This is a genomic window from Novosphingobium sp., from assembly GCF_020852455.1.
GTDB lineage: Bacteria > Pseudomonadota > Alphaproteobacteria > Sphingomonadales > Sphingomonadaceae > Novosphingobium.
In genome coordinates, this window is record NZ_JADZAT010000027.1 from 71,031 (window position 1) to 89,197 (window position 18,167).

General features: G+C 64.4%; 21 protein-coding genes. 8 read left to right on the plus strand and 13 right to left on the minus strand.

The genetic code is table 11. The features are described 5' to 3' along the window. Positions 1 to 48: 48 nt before the first annotated feature. Positions 49 to 339 carry a type II toxin-antitoxin system RelE/ParE family toxin gene (locus IT549_RS11750; protein ID WP_292973375.1) on the plus strand — a complete coding sequence of 97 codons (291 nt, stop codon included), beginning with the start codon at positions 49 to 51 and terminating at the stop codon, positions 337 to 339. Between the two features lie 56 nt (positions 340 to 395). After that, positions 396 to 698, plus strand: coding sequence for an addiction module antidote protein (locus tag IT549_RS11755; RefSeq protein WP_292973377.1), 303 nt, complete (start codon positions 396 to 398; stop codon positions 696 to 698). A 209-nt stretch (positions 699 to 907) separates the two neighbouring features. On the opposite strand, the gene IT549_RS11760 is transcribed toward IT549_RS11755, so the two are convergent. The 3 genes from IT549_RS11760 to IT549_RS11770 form a co-directional block, all read right to left on the minus strand. Further along, a complete protein-coding gene (locus IT549_RS11760; RefSeq protein ID WP_292973379.1) occupies positions 908 to 1,564 on the minus strand; it encodes a thioredoxin domain-containing protein in 657 nt (218 codons plus the stop codon). After that, a complete protein-coding gene (locus tag IT549_RS11765; RefSeq protein ID WP_292973381.1) occupies positions 1,561 to 2,043 on the minus strand; it encodes a disulfide bond formation protein B in 483 nt (160 codons plus the stop codon). Before IT549_RS11765 ends, IT549_RS11760 begins: the two co-directional genes overlap by 4 nt. Positions 2,044 to 2,307: 264 nt before the next feature. After that, positions 2,308 to 3,093, minus strand: a complete 786-nt coding sequence (locus IT549_RS11770; protein WP_292973383.1) for a type I restriction enzyme HsdR N-terminal domain-containing protein — start codon at positions 3,091 to 3,093, stop codon at positions 2,308 to 2,310. Positions 3,094 to 3,315: 222 nt separating this feature from the next. On the opposite strand from IT549_RS11770, the gene IT549_RS11775 reads away from it, so the two are divergent. The 4 genes from IT549_RS11775 to IT549_RS11790 all read left to right on the plus strand — a co-directional run bounded on the left by IT549_RS11775 (position 3,316) and on the right by IT549_RS11790 (position 6,152). Beyond that, positions 3,316 to 3,570: a hypothetical protein gene (locus IT549_RS11775; protein WP_292973385.1), complete on the plus strand. Its 255-nt coding sequence runs from the start codon at positions 3,316 to 3,318 to the stop codon at positions 3,568 to 3,570. A 333-nt stretch (positions 3,571 to 3,903) separates the two neighbouring features. Continuing rightward, positions 3,904 to 5,112: a toxic anion resistance protein gene (locus IT549_RS11780; protein ID WP_292973387.1), complete on the plus strand. Its 1,209-nt coding sequence runs from the start codon at positions 3,904 to 3,906 to the stop codon at positions 5,110 to 5,112. Then, a complete protein-coding gene (locus IT549_RS11785) occupies positions 5,113 to 5,856 on the plus strand; it encodes a hypothetical protein (RefSeq protein WP_292973389.1) in 744 nt (247 codons plus the stop codon). It begins immediately after the preceding gene. Then, positions 5,856 to 6,152, plus strand: a complete 297-nt coding sequence (locus IT549_RS11790) for a polyhydroxyalkanoic acid system family protein (protein WP_292973390.1) — start codon at positions 5,856 to 5,858, stop codon at positions 6,150 to 6,152. The genes IT549_RS11785 and IT549_RS11790 overlap by 1 nt, the downstream gene beginning before the upstream one ends. Here the strand turns inward: IT549_RS11790 and IT549_RS11795 are convergent. Further along, positions 6,149 to 6,589, minus strand: coding sequence for a DUF2721 domain-containing protein (locus IT549_RS11795; protein WP_292973391.1), 441 nt, complete (start codon positions 6,587 to 6,589; stop codon positions 6,149 to 6,151). The two genes, IT549_RS11790 and IT549_RS11795, sit on opposite strands and share 4 nt — an antisense overlap. An 83-nt stretch (positions 6,590 to 6,672) precedes the next feature. Between IT549_RS11795 and IT549_RS11800 the strand changes: the two genes are divergently transcribed. Then, on the plus strand, positions 6,673 to 7,215 hold the full coding sequence (locus IT549_RS11800; protein ID WP_292973393.1) for a lipocalin family protein: 543 nt from the start codon (positions 6,673 to 6,675) through the stop codon (positions 7,213 to 7,215). A gap of 6 nt (positions 7,216 to 7,221) precedes the next feature. On the opposite strand, the gene IT549_RS11805 is transcribed toward IT549_RS11800, so the two are convergent. The 5 genes from IT549_RS11805 to IT549_RS11825 are packed head-to-tail and all read right to left on the minus strand — an operon-like array spanning position 7,222 to position 13,870. After that, positions 7,222 to 7,947, minus strand: coding sequence for an energy transducer TonB (locus IT549_RS11805; RefSeq protein WP_292973395.1), 726 nt, complete (start codon positions 7,945 to 7,947; stop codon positions 7,222 to 7,224). A gap of 37 nt (positions 7,948 to 7,984) precedes the next feature. Continuing rightward, positions 7,985 to 9,193 (minus strand): efflux RND transporter periplasmic adaptor subunit, encoded by a 1,209-nt coding sequence (locus tag IT549_RS11810; RefSeq protein ID WP_292973397.1) that lies wholly within the window; start codon positions 9,191 to 9,193, stop codon positions 7,985 to 7,987. A 2-nt stretch (positions 9,194 to 9,195) separates the two neighbouring features. Next, positions 9,196 to 11,556 carry an FtsX-like permease family protein gene (locus tag IT549_RS11815; RefSeq protein WP_292973399.1) on the minus strand — a complete coding sequence of 787 codons (2,361 nt, stop codon included), beginning with the start codon at positions 11,554 to 11,556 and terminating at the stop codon, positions 9,196 to 9,198. Further along, on the minus strand, positions 11,553 to 12,266 hold the full coding sequence (locus IT549_RS11820; RefSeq protein WP_292973400.1) for an ABC transporter ATP-binding protein: 714 nt from the start codon (positions 12,264 to 12,266) through the stop codon (positions 11,553 to 11,555). Before IT549_RS11820 ends, IT549_RS11815 begins: the two co-directional genes overlap by 4 nt. Continuing rightward, positions 12,266 to 13,870, minus strand: a complete 1,605-nt coding sequence (locus IT549_RS11825; protein ID WP_292973401.1) for an MBL fold metallo-hydrolase — start codon at positions 13,868 to 13,870, stop codon at positions 12,266 to 12,268. The genes IT549_RS11820 and IT549_RS11825 overlap by 1 nt, the downstream gene beginning before the upstream one ends. 145 nt (positions 13,871 to 14,015) lie before the next feature. Between IT549_RS11825 and IT549_RS11830 the strand changes: the two genes are divergently transcribed. After that, on the plus strand, positions 14,016 to 15,083 hold the full coding sequence (locus IT549_RS11830; RefSeq protein WP_292973402.1) for a spermidine/putrescine ABC transporter substrate-binding protein: 1,068 nt from the start codon (positions 14,016 to 14,018) through the stop codon (positions 15,081 to 15,083). Here the strand turns inward: IT549_RS11830 and msrA are convergent. From msrA to IT549_RS11850, 4 genes are all read right to left on the minus strand, one after another. Then, positions 15,068 to 15,658: a peptide-methionine (S)-S-oxide reductase MsrA gene (msrA, locus tag IT549_RS11835; protein WP_292973403.1), complete on the minus strand. Its 591-nt coding sequence runs from the start codon at positions 15,656 to 15,658 to the stop codon at positions 15,068 to 15,070. The two genes, IT549_RS11830 and msrA, sit on opposite strands and share 16 nt — an antisense overlap. Before the next feature lie 27 nt (positions 15,659 to 15,685). Continuing rightward, a complete protein-coding gene (locus IT549_RS11840) occupies positions 15,686 to 17,152 on the minus strand; it encodes a protein adenylyltransferase SelO (RefSeq protein ID WP_292973405.1) in 1,467 nt (488 codons plus the stop codon). A 5-nt stretch (positions 17,153 to 17,157) separates the two neighbouring features. Beyond that, positions 17,158 to 17,598, minus strand: coding sequence for a peptide-methionine (R)-S-oxide reductase MsrB (gene msrB / locus IT549_RS11845; RefSeq protein WP_292973407.1), 441 nt, complete (start codon positions 17,596 to 17,598; stop codon positions 17,158 to 17,160). Positions 17,599 to 17,676: 78 nt separating this feature from the next. Beyond that, a complete protein-coding gene (locus IT549_RS11850; RefSeq protein WP_292973409.1) occupies positions 17,677 to 18,048 on the minus strand; it encodes a tRNA-binding protein in 372 nt (123 codons plus the stop codon). Positions 18,049 to 18,167 lie beyond the last annotated feature (119 nt).

Genomic DNA, 18,167 nt, shown 5'->3' on the forward strand with positions numbered 1-18,167 from the left:
GTACCTCCAAGATTGACGCTCCACAAAAATTGTCGTATATGAACGACAATGTACAACCTTGAGCAAACTGCCGAGTTCGCAGCCTGGTTGGACGCCCTGCGCGATCAACGTGCGCAGACGGCAATTGCCACTCGGCTGGTGCGTATCCAGTCGGGCCTGCTGGGAGATTGGAAAACAGTCGGCAATGGCGTCAGCGAAGTGCGCATCGACTATGGGCCGGGCTATCGCCTCTATTACACCATTCGCGATCAGACGGTCGTGATCTTGCTGTGTGGCAGTGACAAGCGCGGACAGGACCGGGCAATCAAGTTGGCGCAGCGGTTGGCAAAAGATTTTTGAATTCAAGCGAGGGCTTGCTCACCCCTTGGGAAGATTGGAGCATAAGGAAACGGATCATGACGAAGCCTGCAACAACCTCCTTCGATGCGGCAAAATACATCAACACGCCCGACAGCGTGATTGACCTGATCAACGACGCCTTTGAAAGCGGTCATGTCCCCTATATCGCCAACGCGCTTGGTGTTGCGGCGCGGTCAGAGGGTATGAGCAAGATCGCGGAAAAAACCGGTGTTAACCGGCAGGCACTGTACACCGCACTCAGCGAGAACGGCAATCCGACGCTGGAGACGCTGCTCAAGGTGATGTCCGCGCTGGGCATGCATCTGAAATGCGAAAGTGATGTCGCTGCGGCGGCTTGAAGGCCTTGATTCCGCCTAACCCATCGCCAGCCCACCCAGTGCGCAAACGCGCCAAAACAGGGATCACGCGCAAAGGCCAAGAAGCAGTATCTTTCGGGCGCGATCGAACCGATCAAGCTGGGGCCTGAGGGGCGACCGGCAGTTAGGCGGAAACCGGGAGAAAGCTGGGCGTCCCGATTGCGCCGCAGGCGCATTCGGGAACCGTCGCTTCAGTTCGCGCCGGGGGGCGCCGCCTCTTCCACGACCATATCGTAAAGCTCCTGCTTTCCGAATGATTGCAATGGCTTGCCATTGACAAAGAAGGTCGGCGTCTTGGTCACACCGGCCGCCTTGGCGTCGGCCATGTCCTGCTGGATAAGCAGGTCGATTTCCGGCAATGCAGCATCCTGTTTGGCCTTGGCGATGTCCAGGCCGGCTCCACCAGCCAGCTCCCACATTAGCGCAGTATTGATCCCTTCGTGCGACGCCCACTCGCTCTGCCGTTCCAGCAGGGCAACGAGAACGGCTTCGAACTTGTTCTGCCGGCGCGCCGCTTCAAGCAGCCTGACGGCATTTTCGGATCCCGGGTGGAAAGTGGCATAGCGCAGCACAACCCGCACCTTGCCCTGGTGATCCGCGACGATCTCCTCCACCACCGGGAAGAAATCGCGGCACGTCTCGCACATCGGATCGAAAAATTCGGTCAAGGTCACCTTTGCGTCAACCGGGCCAAGCACTGGTGAGTACCTGCGGAACAGCACGCTTTCACCATTGACATCAACATCTTGCGCAAGATCAGGTGCGGGCTTGGTATACAGTGCGGCGGCCAGCACAAAGACAGCAATCGCGGCAATGCCGAACAGCGCTACGATCGTTCGCCGTGTCATGATTCAGCCTTCCGATTTGAAAAGTACATCAGCGCCGCAATGCCCAGGAATGCGCCAAGCGCAAGGAATGGCAGCGGCAACACCCCGAAGATGGTCATATCGGCACTCGCACAAGAAACACCCTGGCTGCAGGGGGCCAGACTTTCAGCGATGACGCCAACGTAGACCAGCGAGTGATAAAGCGCGACGAACGCCCCCAGGCCGGCCAGCGCCATGGCATAGCGCCAGATCGTAAAGTCGCTGCGCAGCGCGGCGATTCCCAGAATGACTGCCAGCGGGAACATGAAGGCCCGTTGAAACCAGCACAGGCTGCAAGGCGTCTGCCCCATCACTTCGCCGACGAACAAGACACCCAGCGCCGAGATGGTGGCGATGCCCCAGGCCAGGAACAGACATGCCCAGGCGCGTCCATCGCGAGCGATGGCATCATCCACTGGAACCTTCGGCTGCGGTGCCTGATTGTCGTTCGGGCGGCTCATGCAAAGCTACCTAGACAGAAGCTTCCGGGACACAACCGGGGATTCCAACTTTCTGGATCAAGGCCGCGCCCTGCCAGCTGGGCGGGCCGGTGCTGTATGTACACGAAACTCGTCGGATAGACTGCTGTGCCGGTAGTCTGCCCCAGCCCCGCTCTCCCTGAGCTTGTCGAAGGTAGTTGCGCGACGGTTGAATGTGTTGAGACGCCTTTCACCCGGCTCAGGACGAGGAGGTCTTGGAGTGAAACATGACTTCGCCATTTCCCGTTAGGCAGTGAGTTCCGATTTCGCCGCCTTTGCCGCCTTGCGCTTGAGGCTGCTTTCAGCTTTCTTGATGACGGCGCGCGCAGCTTTGGCAGGCTCTGAATCAAGCGCGTCACGCTTGATCACTTCGCCCACCAGAATATCTCGCAATTCGTGATCGGCGACCTTCAAGCCATCGAAGAGACGGCGAAACTCCTTGCGGATGGCACCGATCACGGGCTCTGACAGCAAGGTTTCAGCGATAACATAGCGATTCACGATCTGCGCCTGCCGATGGAACGCATCAAGTGTTTCGCTGGTGATCGCTTCACGACAGAGCATGTAAAGCCTGGCTACATCTTCCTGACTGCGACCGATCGTTGCCATGTCGAACGAAACGACCTCTTCCCAATCGATCGGCTGGGCAAATTTGATGCGATAGACCTTCCAACTGATCGCGTTGGAAAGGATTACCCATTCAATTCCATTGTGGGCGCCATAGTTGACTGCCTGGCGAATGTGGTTTTCGTTCAGTGTCGTTCCAGCTGACTTGATTTCGCAGAGATAATGAACCTTGCCGCCAACCTTGACGGCGAGATCGCAATAAGTACCTCTGATTTGCTGCTCGCTGGTCAGTTCGCCATATTTGTCATAGCCGAAGATGTCGCAGAACATGTCCTTGACGATCGTGACCGTGTCGGCTTCCGATACGTCCTTCTCGACAGCCTTCTTGGCAATTCCCTGATACCGTCGAATCCCGGCGACTATGCGGTCGGCAACCTTTTTTGGAACCTTGATGGACAACGCCATGGCTTCTCTCCTGAAAGAGTTGGTCTATTGGTTGCAATGACCGTTGTTAGTTGATTTCAGGCGCAGGTTAAAGTGATCTGCCAGACAATCGTGCCTGTTGGGTTTGCCTGAACAGGCAGGGGATATGTCCTCTAACGGGACTGACTGGGCCATTGCATCGTGCATTCGCATCGGACTACATGCTCACAGGGTCGTCCAAGATTGCCGCCGGGGGAGTTGGCAATGGACAATCGTGTGCCCGAAAACGAAAGCTATGGCGTCCTGGTCAACTGGGGGATGCAGACGCTGGGGTCCAAGCTCGATCTCAAGCTGCAATGTGCCGGATCGACCCGCTGCGCAGACCGCGCGGCGCTGGACGACCATCACATCCTGATGACCCGCGAACAAGCCGCAGTGCTGGCCAACTATCTCTACGAAGTCAGCGGCAACACCCCGCCGCGGCCACGCCGGGGGCTGTTTGGCCGCTGGTTCGGCTAAGTCCTTTCCTACATCGCGGCGGGCAGGCATGCTGATCTGATGCAAAGAGCTGCGAAGCCGCGATGATTCCCGGTGTGATCCTGCCCTGCCCCCTTCCCAAAGCCGCGCCACCAGCGCGGCTTTGGCGCATCTGGGCCTGGCCTATGGCCCGCAATTCAGGAACGCCGCGCATGTGTTTCATCAACTTGCATTTTCCGCACTTGCCCGCACCGGCAGCAAATCAATTTGAATCATCACCTTGCCGCACGTGTCTTACTATGATAACACAGCTTGCATCTTGGCCGCTTGCACTCCACATTGGGGTGAGGACAACTGCTTACGGAATGTGAACCCATGGCCACAACGCCTGTCGATACCGCCACCGCCACCCCGCTCAACCTTACCCCGCCCGATCCGGTGCCGGTGGTTGCGCCCGAAGCGGCGGCCGGGCTTGTACCGGTTTCAGCGGCCGACAAGTCAAAGCTTGATACCAAGGTCGATGCCTTCGTTGCCGATCTGATCGCTTCGGATTCGAATTCGCCCGAATTCGGCAAGAAGGTCGATCAGATCACCAACATGGGCCGCAAGGAGATTGCGGCGGCGGCGGGCATGTCGAACCGCTTCCTCGATCGCCCGGTGCGCGCGATGGACAAGGACGCCGGGGTCGGTGCGAACCTGGCCGAACTGCGCCGCACGGTCGAAACGCTCGATCCGGGCAAGCACGGCCAGCTTTCGACCGGGCGCAAGATCCTGGGCTTCATCCCGTTCGGCAACACGATGAAGCGCTATTTCGAATCGTACCAGTCGGCCCAGACCCACATCCAGTCGATCCTCACCCACCTCGCCTCGGGCAAGGATGAGCTGCTGATGGACAATGCCGCGATCGATGTTGAACGGCAGAAGCTGTGGGAGGCGATGGGCCAGCTGGAGCAGATGATCCACATTTCCAAGGCGCTCGACGCCAAGCTGGAAACCACCGCGAACGACCTCGATTCGACCGATCCGGCCAAGGCCAAGGCGATCCGCGAAAGCGCGTTGTTCTATGTCCGCCAGCGCACCCAGGATCTGCTGACCCAGATGGCGGTTTCGGTGCAGGGTTACCTGGCGCTGGACCTGGTCAAGAAGAACAACGTCGAACTGGTCAAGGGCGTTGACCGCGCCAGCACCACCACGGTTGGCGCGCTGCGCACCGCGGTGACCGTGGCCCAGGCGCTGACCAACCAGCGACTGGTGCTGGAACAGATCACCGCGCTCAATTCGACCACCGCCAATATCATCGATTCGACCAGCACCCTGCTGCGCGAGCAGACCGGGCGGATCCACGAACAGGCCGCCAGCTCGACCATTCCGGTCGAAGTGCTGCAGCGCGCCTTCCAGAACATCTATGACACGATGGACAATATCGACCAGTTCAAGGTCAAGGCGCTCGACAGCATGAAGCAGACGGTCACCACGCTGTCGGCCGAGCTGGAAAAGAGCAAGGGCTACATCGCCCGCGCCGAAGGCGCCGCGCAGGCCCAGGCGATGCACGATGCGCCCGGCCTGCTGAGCCTGGAGGGGTAAGTGGCCGGCGAAGCCCACCAGTCTGACATGATCATCGGCGCGGCCCGGCGCAGCCTGGTGGACCAGCGCGCCGGCGGCCGCCGGGTGCTGCCACAAGGCGCGCGGCAGATCCGCCGGGGCCACCTGGGCCGCAAGCTGCGCAATGTGGCGCTGGCGGTGGGCGCGATCTGGATCGGGCTGTCGATCGTCGGCACGGTGATCGAAGGGATCGGTTTTTCCGGGCTGATGCTGGGCGCGTTGGCCACGGCCGGGGCGGTCTGGCTGTTCGGCAAGTATCCGCAGATGAAGATGCCCGGGATCGAGGACCTCAACCCGGCGCAGACCGACGTGCGCCGGCTGGTTGGCCAGACCGAGCTGTGGCTGGAAGGCCAGCGCGCCGCGCTGCCGCCTCCGGCGGTGCAACTGGTCGATCACATCGGCCTGCAGCTGGACGTGCTGGGCGCGCAGCTGGCGCAGTCGGACCAGGATCACCCCAAGGCCGGCGAAGTGCGCAAGCTGGTGGGCGAACACCTGCCCGGGCTGGTCCAGGGCTATCGCCAGATCCCCGAGCACCTGCGCTATGAAGAACGCGCCGGATCGAGCCCCAACAAGCAATTGCTGGACGGGCTGCAGACGATCAGCGCCGAGATCGACAGCGTCACCCGCCAGCTGGCGATGGGGCCGATCGACAATCTGGCGATCCAGACCCGCTATCTGGAATACAAGTACGGTGAAGCCGACGAAGGCGGATCGGGGCCCGCCTGATGCGCATCCCGATCCCGCACAGCCTGGGCCGTGACGAGGCCCGCCGCCGCCTGCAATCGCGCAGCGGCGAAATCGCCGGGCTGTTCCCGGGCGGCATGGCCGACGTCAAGGTCGATTGGCCGCACGAGGACCAGATGGACCTGCACGTCACCGCGATGGGCAAGAGCGTCGCCGGTCAGGTAGAGATCGCCGACAGCACGGTAACCTTCGTGATCGACCTGCCGCCCGCACTGTCCTTTGTCGAGCCGATGATCCGCGGCGCGGTGGAGCAGAAGGCGCGCAAGCTGCTGACCTAGAGGTCGCGCTCCAGCTCCAGGTAGTCGCGCGGGATCTTCAGTTGCTGCGCCGCGATCCGGGTCTCGCTGAGGAACAGCAGCAGCGCCCACATCATCAAGGCGACCGCGACCATGAAGGTCCCGGCAGCCAGGCGTTGCAGCTCTAGCCCGGCCAGTTCCTGCAGGAACAGCACTGCCACCGTGGTGCCGATCGCCAGGCCGCTGGAAACCAGCAACCCGATCGCGCGGGTGATCAGACGGATCCGCCGATCAAGCAGACGGATTTCAGCGACGACCATGTCGTGTTCCGGCCCCTCGGTCGCCATGTGCAGTCCCTGCAAATGGCGCGAGCGATCGACCACCCGGCCCAGCCGGGTCGACAAGAGGTTCATGATGTTGCCGATCGCCACCAGCACGAAGACCGGAGCGAGCGCGAGCTGGATAGTCTGGGCGATCATGGGCAGATACCTAGCTGGAGCAGAGGTCTGCGCAAAGCCACTTGTAATCCTGTATTCAGCCTGACTCTGCCAATGGAGCACCCATGACCCGCAAGCTTCTCCTTCCCGCCCTTGCCCTCGCCGCCCTGGCGCTGTCGGGCTGCGCGGTGCTGTCAAAGCATCCGGTTGGCAACACCGCAGTGCCTCAGCCGGCCAAGTCGGTAGAGCTGAACCGCTATCTTGGGCGGTGGTACGAAGTGGCGCGCTATGAACAGGCCTTCCAGAAGGACTGCGACGGGGTGACCGCCGACTATGCCCTGCGCCCCGATGGCAAGATTTCGGTGCTCAACGCCTGCCGCAAGCCCGATGGCAAGCGCAAGCAAGCCGAAGGCAAGGCCAAGCTGGTCGATACCGCCACGGGCGCCAAACTGAAGGTCAGCTTCTTCGGGCCGTTCTATGGCGACTACTGGGTGCTCGACCGGGCGGAGGACTACAGCTGGTCAATCGTTGGTGAGCCATCGGGCCGATACCTGTGGATCCTGACCCGCGAGGCCCAGCCCGGCCAGGTCCAGCTTGATGCGCTGATCGCCCGGGCGCGGGCGCTGGGCTATGACACCGCGATGCTGCGGATCACCCGCCAGCCCTGACCGCAGTCAGAAGAAGAACTTCTGTTGCCAGTAAAAGGTCGAGGTAATCGGATCGCCCGCGCCATTGGTGGCGGGTTTGAAGCGCAGCCGCTCGATCGCCAGCCGGCAGGTGACCGCATCGGTATCGGGAAAGCCACTTGACCGATAGACCCGGCAAGCGGTTGCCCGGCCGCTGGGACTGATCGTCAGCGCGACGATATTGGACTTGCCGATCCGCGCCTCGCGTCCGCCAGGGGGCAGCGGGAAATCCCCCGCGCGGTCGATCTGGCCCGAGATGTGGACTGCCTTGGTCGCCCGGCCGCCGCCCGATCCATCGCCGCCATTACCCGAACCCGGTCCATTGCCGGGCCCGCCGGCGCCGGTGCCATTGCCCTGGCTGGCCGCGCCCGAAGTTACCGCACTGCCGGTACTGGCGGCCTTGGGCGCGGGCTTGGGCGCAATTGCTATCTTGGGCGCCGGGGCCTTGCTGGCGCTGGCGATCGCCTTCTTGCCCGCTTCGCCCGATTTGCCGGCCGCGTCGGGCTGCTGCGCCGGAGGCGGCTTGGGCGGCGGGGTGGTGATCGTGACGGTGAAAGTCGAGAGAACCTTTTCGACCGCCTTGGCGGTGAAATCGGGTGCGAAAGCCCGAACCAGCCCCAGGATCACCAGAACATGCGCGGCGATCACCAGCAGCGCAACGCCCAGCTTGGTGCGCGGTGGCGGATCGGGATTGAAGTCGTCCTCGTCGTCCATCGTCAGACTATGCCATCGCCTTGTTGTATCGGCAAACTTATCCGCCGGTCGGTCGAACCTTGATGCCGTCCTTCACCTTTTCGCCGGGGTGGAGCACTACCTGATCGCCCGCGCCCAATCCGCTCAACACTTCGGCAGCACTGTCGTTCATGTGCCCGACCTTGACCGCCTTCAGTCGCGCGCGGCCATCGCTGCCGATCGTGAAGACCGCCCAGCCCTGGCCCTGGCGGAACAACGCGCCCAGCGGCACCTGCAGTACGTCGGGCGCCGACCACAGCTCAATCCGCACCGTCACCCGGAAACCATGCCCCAGGCGCTGCCAGGCCGCCTGCTGATCGACCAGGTCGATCACCACGTTGACCCGCTGTTCTTCCACCCCCAGCGCCGAGATCTTGGTGAAACCGAATGGTTCGACCAGCCGCACCCGCCCTCGCAATGGTGCATCGCCGCCCCAGGCATCGATCGCCACCGCCGCGCCCGGGCGAACTTTGACCGCATCGGCCGAAAGCATGTCCGACACGATCTCGATCGCGCCGGGATCGCCCAGTTCCATCAGATGGGTACCCGCAACCACCGGGCTGCGGCTTTCCTCCAGCACGCGCAGCACTGTGCCGGAAATCGGCGCCAGCACCCGCACAATCTGGCCGCGCGGTGGAGCCGCCGCTCCGCGCAAACTGGCCTGGGCCGCCTGCAGCGCATGGAGTGCCGCATCCTGGGCCTGGCTCGCCTCAGCCCGAGCAGCGCGGGCCTGGGCCAGCGCGGCCCTGGCCTGATCGAACCGGGCGCGCGAGACGAACCCGGCGGGCAGCAGCGCATTGACCCGGTTATAGTCCGCAAGAGCCAGCTGCTCGGCCGCACGGGCTTCCTGCACGCGGGCCCGGGCCCCGGCCAGCTGAGCCTGTAGCCCGCCAATATTGGCCACGGTGGTCGAATAGCTGCGGGCATCGACCGGATCTGAAGTAATCGGCTGGATTTCGGCCAGCAGGGTCTGTCCGCGGGTGACGACCGCCCCGGCCTTGAACGGGACACGCAGCAGCTCGCCGGTAACCGGGGCGGCAACGGTGTAGAGATCGCGCACCCGGGTTTCGCCCAGATCGTCGATCGTCACTGCCAGCGGCCCGCGCGTGACCTTGGCGGCCTCAACCTCCAGCGCGGGCGTACGCAGCATCATCCAGGCCGCCAGAGCCAGCGCCAGCACGATCAGCAGACCGACGATCCGTGGACCGGTGAACATCTTGGCTTTCATGGTCACTCCCGAGTCTTGAGCGCTCTTACCAGATCAAGCCGGTCTGCGCTGCGGCGGATCAGCCAGGCGGTGGCAGCGGCGGCCAGAGCCACCACCAGCACCCCCTCGCCCAGGGTGCGTGTGCTGACCGCCGACGGGATCAGGAACAGGTCGGAGGAAAAGCTGGCGGCGATATAGCGCGACAGCGCGATCCCCAGCGCCAGCCCCAGCGGCAGCGCGGCCAGCGCCAGCAGCGCCTGTTCGCCCAGCAGGACAAAGCCAGCCTCGGCCTTGCGGTAGCCCAGCACCCGCATCGAGGCGAGATCGCGGGCACGCTCGGACAGGCTGATCCGCGCCGAAGTATAGGTCACTCCGGCAACGATCAGCATGGCAAATATGGTGTTGAACAGGGTCACGATCCCCATCGACTGGCCAATCGTCTCACGAATTCCGCGCAGTGCGGCGCTGGCGACCGAGACTCCGGCGACCATCGGCACCTGCTTGAGCCGGGCAAAGAGCGCATCGCGTCCCGCCGCATCGGCCATGACATAGGCCCCGCTCGCCACATCGCCTTCGCGCAGCAGACGGTTGAGCAAACCGCGCTCGACCACCAGTGCCGCCCCCAGCGGCACATCGACTACCCGCGCCACAGGCAGGGTGAAGCGCACCCGCTCACCTTCGGTCACCCGCACCGCGATGCTGTCACCAGGCTTCAGTGCCAGTTTGCGAGCAAGCTGGCTGGATACGATCGCGCCATTGGGGCCGGGTTCGATTACTTCATCGTCCAGCGTAACCAGCCGCATCAGCTGCGCACCGGCCGGCAAACCCAACAGCGCCTCACGCTGCTGGCGCGGGCCGTTCGACAGGTCGGCAGAAACTCCGCGCCACGGTTCGATCCGCTGGACGCCGGGCAGCGCGGCCAGCTCGTGCAGGGCATGGGCATCGCGCGGCTCGGCAAAGGCGATCGACAGGTCGGCGCGCTGGCCGCGATCAAAGGTCAGCTCGATCATCTTGTCGACATTGTCGGTCGAACTGGCCGAGGCGACATAGAGCGCCAGCGCGGCGGCCAGCCCGGCAATGCTGGCAAGCGAACGCAGCGGGCGGCGGGCCAGCCCGCGCAGGATCATCCGCGATGGCTCATCGGGCAGCAGCGGCACCAGCCGCCCGGTCAGTCCATGCGCGGAAAAGTGCGCCGGGGCGGGCGGACGCATTGCTTCGGCCGGGGTCAGCCGCTGTGCGCGCCAGACCGATCCGGCGGCACCCGCCAATACGGCGAGCAGCGCCAGCCCGGCCGCGCCAAGATAGATGTCCAGCCCGGCAATGAAGGTCAGGAACGGGAACGAGAAATACTCCTGATACAGCTCCGCGATCCCGCGCCCCATCCAGGTCCCCAGACCCCAGCCGGCCAGCACTCCGCCCAACGAGAGCAGCAGCGCAAGCTGGGCATAGTGTGCGACAATCGCACCACTGCGATAACCGAAGGCCTTGAGCAGCCCGATCACCTCGCGCTCGGTATCGACCAGCCGGGCGAGCAGAATGTTGAGCAGGAAAGCCGCAACGCCCAGGAAGACCGGCGGCAGGATTTCAACGGTGGTGCGCAACTGGTCGATCTCGCTTGAAACGAAGCGGTCGGAAACCATCATGTCGCGCCCGAAGGCGCCGGTCGCGCCGTATTGCGCGGTGGCCAGATCGATCCGGCGGATCGCCTCGGCCCGGTCCGCACCGGGGGCCAGCCGGACCAGCGCCTCGTTGAACCCGTCGCGCAGGTCGAGCGCAGCAGCCAAAGGCTCGCGCGCCATCCACAGCACCCCGAAGCGGCGGTTGTCTGGAAAGATCTGTCCAGGCGCGACCGCATAGACATATTCGGGTGACAGCGCGGTGCCAACCAGCCGCAGCGTGATCCGTTTGCCATGGACCAGCGCCGGCAGAGTGCTGCCCAGCTCAAGCCGGGCGGCGCGCACGAAGGATTCGCTGGCCACCACTTCATCGGGCGCATCGCGGCGCGGCAGGCGCCCGGATCGCAGCACCAGCTGGTTGGTCGATACCGGCAAGGAGTGGAGCCGCGCGGTGACCGGTTCGGCAATCCCCGCGATATCGAGCATGGCCGCACTGCCGATCCGGCTTTCAACCCCGGCCACCCCCGGAATCTGACGCAAATCGCGCGCTGTGCTGTCCGGCGCGCGCCGCAGCGGCACCCACAGGTCAGCCAGGACATAGCGCGCGTAATAGTCGGCCCGGGTCGCCTCAAGCGAGCGGATCATCCCGAAGCTCATCACCGCCATGCCTACCCCCGCCGCCATCACCAGCGCGATCGCCAGCGCCTGGGCGCGCAGCCGCCACAGGTCGCGCAGCAGCTTGGCGGTAAGCGGCGGCAGGCGTTTCACCAGCTCAGCTCGGCCGGGCTGCGACGAACCGGATTGCGGCTGTGCGACGCAATCGCGCCATCGGCAAAACGGATAACTTCATCGGCCATGTCGGCGATCACCGCGTTGTGGGTGATGATGAACACGGTGGTGCCCACCTCGCGATTGATCGTATCGAGCGCGGACAGCACCCGTGCACCAGTGGCACTGTCCAGCGCGCCGGTTGGCTCATCGCAGAGCAGCACCGCCGGGCGCTTGGCAATCGCCCGGGCAATCGCCACGCGTTGCTGCTCGCCACCCGACAATTGGGCGGGAAAATGGTCGAGCCGGTCGCCCAGCCCGACCAGCGCCAAGGCTTCTTCGGGCAGCATCGGATCCTCGGCTATGTCGGTAATCAGCTGGACATTCTCACGGGCGGTGAGCGAGGCGATCAGGTTGTAGAACTGGAACACGAACCCGACCGAGGCGCGGCGGTATTCGGTCAGGCCATCAGCATCGAGCGCGGTCAGCTCAAGATCGCCGAACCAGGCCTGGCCCGAGCTTGCCGTATCAAGCCCGCCCAGAATGTTGAGCAGCGTTGATTTGCCCGATCCCGAGGGACCAAGCAGCACCAGCAGCTCGCCCTTGTGGACACTGAGATCCACCCCGCGCAGCGCATGGACCGCAGTGGCGCCTTCGCCATAGGACTTGGTGAGGCCAAGGGTGCGATAGATCACCTCGCCCCGATCCATCAGTGGCGGCCCTTGTCCCGGCGCTTGTCGCGGTGCGCGGCATAACTTTGCAGCACCTTGCGCATGTCAGCGATCGCCTGCTGGCGGCGGGCCTCATCCTCGATTGCGGCCAGGTCGCGCTTCAGCCCGGTCACGAAATCGGCATAGGAATTCTGCCAGTCGCGCCCCAGGGCCTCGGTCAGGTCGGTCCGTCCGGTCCTGGTCCGCCGGGCCGGCGCACCGCCCGGCAGGTCATAGCTTTCGCCGATTTCGGGGATCAGCACCTTCAGCCCCGGCACGCGCTGCGCGGCCAGGCCGGCCAGGGTCTCCAGCGCCGGGCCTTCACCGTGGACCAGAAACAGGTTGCCCGCCACCGGCGCGCGTTCGGCGATCCAGTTGAGCAGTTCGCCCTGATCGGCATGGGCCGAATAGGAATCGATCCGCCGGATCGTCGCGCGGACCATCACGTCCTGCCCGGAAATCCGCACCCGCCCGGCGCCTTCCTGGATCACCCGGCCCAGGCTGCCGGCGGCTTGGTACCCGACGAACAGCACCGTCGCTTCGCGCTTGTGCAGGTTGTGGATCAGGTGATGGCGGATCCGCCCTGCCTCGCACATGCCCGAGGCAGCCATGATGATCGCACCCGAGATGCTGTTGAGCCGGATCGATTCCTGGACGCTGTCGACGAAGTGGAAATTGCTGCAGTTGAACGTGCAATCGGGGTGGACGTCTTCAAGATCATGCGCGTGACGTTCGAACACCCGGGTGGCCTGGCTGGCCAGCGGGCTGTCGATGAACACCGGGACATTGCCGATCGCCTTGCTGCGCACCAGCTCGGCAATGTCGAGCAGCAGTTCCTGCGTGCGTTCCAGCGCAAAGGTGGGGATCACGAGGTTGCCGCCGCGCGCCAGCGCGCCGCGAATTTCGGCTTCCAGCTCTTTCCGCCTGGCGGCAATGCTGATCGCCTCGCGTTCACGGTCGCCATAAGTGCTTTCGCAGAGCACATGATCGAACCCGGCCGGGCTTTCGGGATCGGGATGGAACGCCTTGTTGTCTGGCCCCAGATCGCCCGAAACCAGCACCCGCGCGCCGCCCGCTTCCAGTTCGACCGAGGCCGAACCCAGAATATGCCCGGCATTCCACAGCCGCGCACGAAACCCGGGTGCAGGCTCGAACCATTCCTCCAACTCGACCGGTGAACATTGCCCCCAGGCGGCGAGCGCGTCAGCTTCGGTATAGAGCGGTTCGAACGGATCTTCGCCGGCGCGGTCGCGGCGGCGGTTGCGCCGGGCGGTATCGGCCTCCTGGATCCGCCCGGCATCGGCCAGCATGTATTCCAGCAGATCCGCGGTTGGCTGGGTGCACCAGATCGGCCCTTCAAAGCCTTCAGCCACCAGCCGCGGCAAGAGGCCCGAATGGTCGATATGGGCGTGGGTCAGGATCACCGCATCTAGCTTGCGCGGATCGAACCCGAACGCGCCCTGGTTCAGGCCTTCAAGCGTCCGCGATCCCTGAAACATCCCGCAATCGACCAGCACCCGGGTGCTGCCCAGCGCGAATTCGTGGCACGAACCGGTGACCGTGCGGGCCGATCCGTGGAAGGTGAGCGAAAGCGGGTGAGTCATGATTGCAGGGTGATCCTTGCAGGGCGCGCAGGCAAGTGTCTTAGGCCATCTGCCGGGCGGATGGTTTGACCCTGGACAAGACCGATCCACAGCCGCGCCGGGGCACACGGTTTGCAAGCCCGCAGGGGCAGGCTAGGATCGGGCTATGAACGGGTCCTTCGATATTCGCCGCCGCGGCGTGCTGCGCGGACTTGGTGCGGGCGCAGCGGCGCTGGCCTTTGCCCCGCTGGCCGGTTGCGGTGAGCGGACCGCGCTGACCTTCGCCAACTGGGACAGCTACCTGGGCGAAACAACCCTGGCCGACTTCAAGGATGCCAGCGGGGTCGACACCAAGTTGAGCGTGATCGCCAGCGAGGATGCGCTGTTCGACCAGCTGAGCAAGGGCAGCGAAGTGCCCGACCTGGTGATCGCATCGAACCGGATGGTTGAGCGGCTGAGCGGAGCCGGACTGCTCGCCCCGCTGACCCAGGCGCGGATCCCCAACCTGCGCAACCTCGACCCGCGCTTTGCCAATCCACCCTACGATCCCGGACACAGGTATTCAGTGCCCTATACCTGGCTGGTCTATGGCATCGGCTATCGCAAGTCGGCGGTGCCTGTGCCGCCCAAGGGCTGGAAGGATCTGTTCGCCAACCCGGCCTTTGCCGGGCGGATCGCACTGCCTTCCGATCCCGCCGACCTGTTCCGGATCGCCGCGCGGGTGCTGGGCAAGGGTCCCAATGCGGTGGGCCAGGCCGATATCCCGGCGCTGGCCGGATTGCTCAAGGCCCAGCTGCCCCGGATCAAGGCCTTCCACAGCGATGACGGGCAGGACCTGCTGCTCGACAAGCAGGTCGATCTGGTCGCAGATTTCAACGGCGATCTGGCGCAGGTGATCCTTGAAGATCCGGACCTGGCCTTCGTCATGCCCGAAGAAGGCAGCGAGCTCACCACCGACAGCCTGTGCATTCCCAAGGGTGCTGCCAATTCCGGCAATGCTCACCAATTCATCGACTTCGTACTGGGCGGGCAAGCCGGTAGCGGGATCGTTGAAACGATCCTGTTCCCCAGCCCGAACCTGGCCGCCAAGGCGATGATGGCCGCTGAATATCAGACCAGCCCGGTGCTGTTCCCGCCGCCAGACCTGCTCGACAAGTGCGAATATGCCCGCTGGAAGCCCGAGCTTGACCGGGCCTTCGACACCGCCTGGAAGACGCTCTACCTGCCGCGGTAAAGCGCGGGATAGGTCGCTTTCAACTTTGCCAGCTTGGGCACGTCCCAGCGCAGGATATAGGGGTGGCGCGGATTCTTCCTCATGAAGTCCTGGTGATAGGCTTCGGCCGGGAAGAACGTCCCGCTTTCGATCCGCGTCACGATCCGCCCGGAAAACGGCGCGCGGGCGTTGAGCGTTTTCAGATAGGCATCGACGAATTGGCGCTGCCGGGCACTCTGCGGAAACACAGCACTGCGATAGCTGGGGCCTTCGTCGGGCGTCTGGCGATTGAGCTGGGTCGGATCGTGAGCAACAATGAAATAGACCCCGAGCAGTTCGCCAAGCGAGACCTGTTTGGGATCATAGGTCACCCGGATTGCTTCGGCGTGACCGGTGCGTTCCGAGGAAACCGCATCATAATTGGCATCCGCAGCGCTGCCGCCGGCATAGCCAGAGACGACATTGGTCACGCCTTTGACGTGTTCGAAGGTGGCTTCCATTCCCCAGAAGCAGCCGCCGGCCAGCACGATCGTATCCGCCCGGGCGATTCCGGGGGCGGCGAGCAGGAGGGTGGCGGCAAGGGCCTGTTTGAGCATCGGTAGTCTCCTTCGCTCCCGGTTCGGTCAGGTTCCGCAATAGGTTACATGGCGGGGCGAACCCTGGGGTGCGCCGTGGGTGTAGCGGTCCAGACCTTCGCGCGGCTCGAAGGGATGGGTGACCGCATCGAGCAGGGCAAGGAACGGGGCAAGATCACCCGCTTCGGCCTCAGTCAGGGCGGCATCGGTCAGGTGGTTGCGGGGGATGTAGAGCGGGTTTTCCGCGTCCATCCGCGCTGCCCGTTCGGCCGGATCGCCGCCTTCATCGGCCAGCCGCGCATACCACCGCGCGTGCCACTCAACCAGCACACCACGGTCACTCAACTCCCCTTCAAGCGCACCATAGCCGTCACTCAAGGACACCGCGAGTGCACGGAACAGCCGGGTGAAGTCAGCCTGTTGGCCTTCCAGCCTGGTGAACAGCTCCTGCGCCAGCTCCAGGTCACCGTCACGCGCCTCGACCAGCCCCAGCTTGGCCCGCATTTCGCGCAGCCAGTGCGCCTCGTAGCGGGCCGGCCACTGTTCGAGCAGCAACCGCGCCGCTTCGCTATCGGCCTGGTCCACTTCGGCGATCGCCTCGATCAGCGCCGAGGCCAGCTTGTACAGGTTCCAGCGGCAGACCACCGGCTGCTGGCCAAAGGCATAACGCCCGTGATGATCGATCGAGGAGAACACCTGCCGGTCCGAATAGCCATCGAGGAAGGCGCAGGGGCCATAGTCGATCGTTTCGCCGGATATGGTCACATTGTCGGTGTTCATCACCCCGTGGACAAAGCCCAGCGCCATCCACCGCGCCACCAGCCGGGCCTGCGCCTCGGCCACGGCGTCCAGCAGGGCGAGCGGGCGGTTGGCCTGATGCATCCGTTCGGGATAGTGCCGCTCCAGCGCATAGTCGGCCAGCTGCGCAACCGCATCGCGGCCCTTGTGCGCGGCGGCCCATTCGAAGCTGCCGATCCTGAGGTGGCTGGCCGCCACCCTGGTCAGCACTGCAGCGGGATGGGGCGTTTCGCGCCAGATCCCCTCGCCGGTCGCGACCACCGCCAGACTGCGGGTGCTGGGCACCCGCAGCGCCGCCATCGCCTCGCTGATCAGATATTCGCGCAGCGCTGCCGCCAGCGTGCTCTTGCCATCGGCCGAGCGCGAGAACGGCGTGGCGCCCGATCCCTTGAACTGCAGGTCGAAACGCAGCCCGTCAGGCGCCAGCACCTCGCCCAGCAGCAGCGCCCGGCCATCGCCCAGCTGCGGGTTGAAATGGCCGAACTGATGCCCGGCATAGGCCAGTGCAACCGGCTCGCTGCCCGGCACCGGATCGCGGCCCGAAAGCCACCCGGCCAGCGCATCCTCACCCGCCACGCGCCCGGGCAGGCCCAGCCGTGCGGCCAGCGCATCGTTGAACAGCACCAGCCGCGGCTCACGCGGGGTGGCCGCCTGCCAGGGCACGCAGAAATCCCCGAGGGCCCGGGCGAGGCTGTTGTCGAAGGACCACAGCGGCATGGGACCTAGCCCACCTTCTCCAGCGCCAGCGCATTGATGCAGAACCTGAGGCCGCTGGGCGCCGGGCCATCGGGGAAGACATGCCCCAGGTGCCCGTCGCAGACGTTGCAGATTGCCTCGATCCGCTGCATCCCGTGGCTTTCGTCAAGATGATAGGCGACAACGCCATCCGCCACCGGCGCGGTAAAGCTGGGCCAGCCGGTGCCGCTTTCGAACTTGCTCGAACTGTCGAACAGCTCGGTATGGCAGCCCGCGCAGGCATAGCGCCCGGGCTGGAACAGGCTGCACATCTCGCTCGAAAACGGTCGCTCAGTGCCCTTCAGCCGCAGTACCTGGTACTGGTTGCTGTCCAGCGCCGCGCGCCATTCTTCCTCGGTTCGCTCATCCCGGCGCGGCGCAGGGTTTTCTGCACCACGGGCAAGGCGGATCACGTCAGTCCAATCCATCGGTCTTTCTCCCGCTTGCCCCCGGTTGCAGAGGGGTCGCGGTGAATATGGGCGCGGTTACAGCTTCTGCCAAGCGGCCTAAAACAACCGCGATCCGTCGGGCACTGCCCGGTCGGGCGAAAACAGGATCACCGCGCCGTCTGCATCGCCGAAACCCAGGGTCAGCACTTCGGACATGAATTTGCCGATCTGGCGCGGCGGGAAGTTGACCACTGCCGCCACCTGCCGCCCGGGCAAGTCTTCCAGCGCATAACGATCGGTGATCTGCGCGCTCGATTTCTTCACGCCGATCGCCGGACCGAAATCGATCACCAGCTTGAAGGCGGGCTTGCGCGCTTCGGGGAACGGTTCGGCCGAGAGCACCGTGCCCATGCGAATGTCCACGGCCAGGAACTGGTCGAAAGTGATGTCCGCCCCGCGCGGGGCATCGGGGGCGTGATTGAGGTGCATTGCGGACAGATCTCCGGTTGGGTGCCAGGCTCTTGTGCCGCGCTGCCGGCGCTTGGCAAGGCCCTTTGCGCCAATCAGCCATCCTTAAGACATTGCTGGCACAATACCGGAATTGGGTG

Coding starts and splice junctions, on each gene's coding strand:
- IT549_RS11830 (WP_292973402.1), top strand. CDS start 14,016: ATGAACGGGTCCTTCGATATTCGCCGCCGCGGCGTGCTGCGCGGACTT.
- IT549_RS11775 (WP_292973385.1), top strand. CDS start 3,316: ATGGACAATCGTGTGCCCGAAAACGAAAGCTATGGCGTCCTGGTCAAC.
- IT549_RS11755 (WP_292973377.1), top strand. CDS start 396: ATGACGAAGCCTGCAACAACCTCCTTCGATGCGGCAAAATACATCAAC.
- IT549_RS11800 (WP_292973393.1), top strand. CDS start 6,673: ATGACCCGCAAGCTTCTCCTTCCCGCCCTTGCCCTCGCCGCCCTGGCG.
- IT549_RS11765 (WP_292973381.1), bottom strand. CDS start 2,043: ATGAGCCGCCCGAACGACAATCAGGCACCGCAGCCGAAGGTTCCAGTG.
- msrA (WP_292973403.1), bottom strand. CDS start 15,658: ATGCTCAAACAGGCCCTTGCCGCCACCCTCCTGCTCGCCGCCCCCGGA.
- IT549_RS11760 (WP_292973379.1), bottom strand. CDS start 1,564: ATGACACGGCGAACGATCGTAGCGCTGTTCGGCATTGCCGCGATTGCT.
- IT549_RS11805 (WP_292973395.1), bottom strand. CDS start 7,947: ATGGACGACGAGGACGACTTCAATCCCGATCCGCCACCGCGCACCAAG.
- IT549_RS11840 (WP_292973405.1), bottom strand. CDS start 17,152: ATGCCGCTGTGGTCCTTCGACAACAGCCTCGCCCGGGCCCTCGGGGAT.
- IT549_RS11820 (WP_292973400.1), bottom strand. CDS start 12,266: ATGGATCGGGGCGAGGTGATCTATCGCACCCTTGGCCTCACCAAGTCC.
- IT549_RS11825 (WP_292973401.1), bottom strand. CDS start 13,870: ATGACTCACCCGCTTTCGCTCACCTTCCACGGATCGGCCCGCACGGTC.
- IT549_RS11750 (WP_292973375.1), top strand. CDS start 49: ATGTACAACCTTGAGCAAACTGCCGAGTTCGCAGCCTGGTTGGACGCC.
- IT549_RS11780 (WP_292973387.1), top strand. CDS start 3,904: ATGGCCACAACGCCTGTCGATACCGCCACCGCCACCCCGCTCAACCTT.
- IT549_RS11790 (WP_292973390.1), top strand. CDS start 5,856: ATGCGCATCCCGATCCCGCACAGCCTGGGCCGTGACGAGGCCCGCCGC.
- IT549_RS11850 (WP_292973409.1), bottom strand. CDS start 18,048: ATGCACCTCAATCACGCCCCCGATGCCCCGCGCGGGGCGGACATCACT.
- msrB (WP_292973407.1), bottom strand. CDS start 17,598: ATGGATTGGACTGACGTGATCCGCCTTGCCCGTGGTGCAGAAAACCCT.
- IT549_RS11770 (WP_292973383.1), bottom strand. CDS start 3,093: ATGGCGTTGTCCATCAAGGTTCCAAAAAAGGTTGCCGACCGCATAGTC.
- IT549_RS11810 (WP_292973397.1), bottom strand. CDS start 9,193: ATGAAAGCCAAGATGTTCACCGGTCCACGGATCGTCGGTCTGCTGATC.
- IT549_RS11795 (WP_292973391.1), bottom strand. CDS start 6,589: ATGATCGCCCAGACTATCCAGCTCGCGCTCGCTCCGGTCTTCGTGCTG.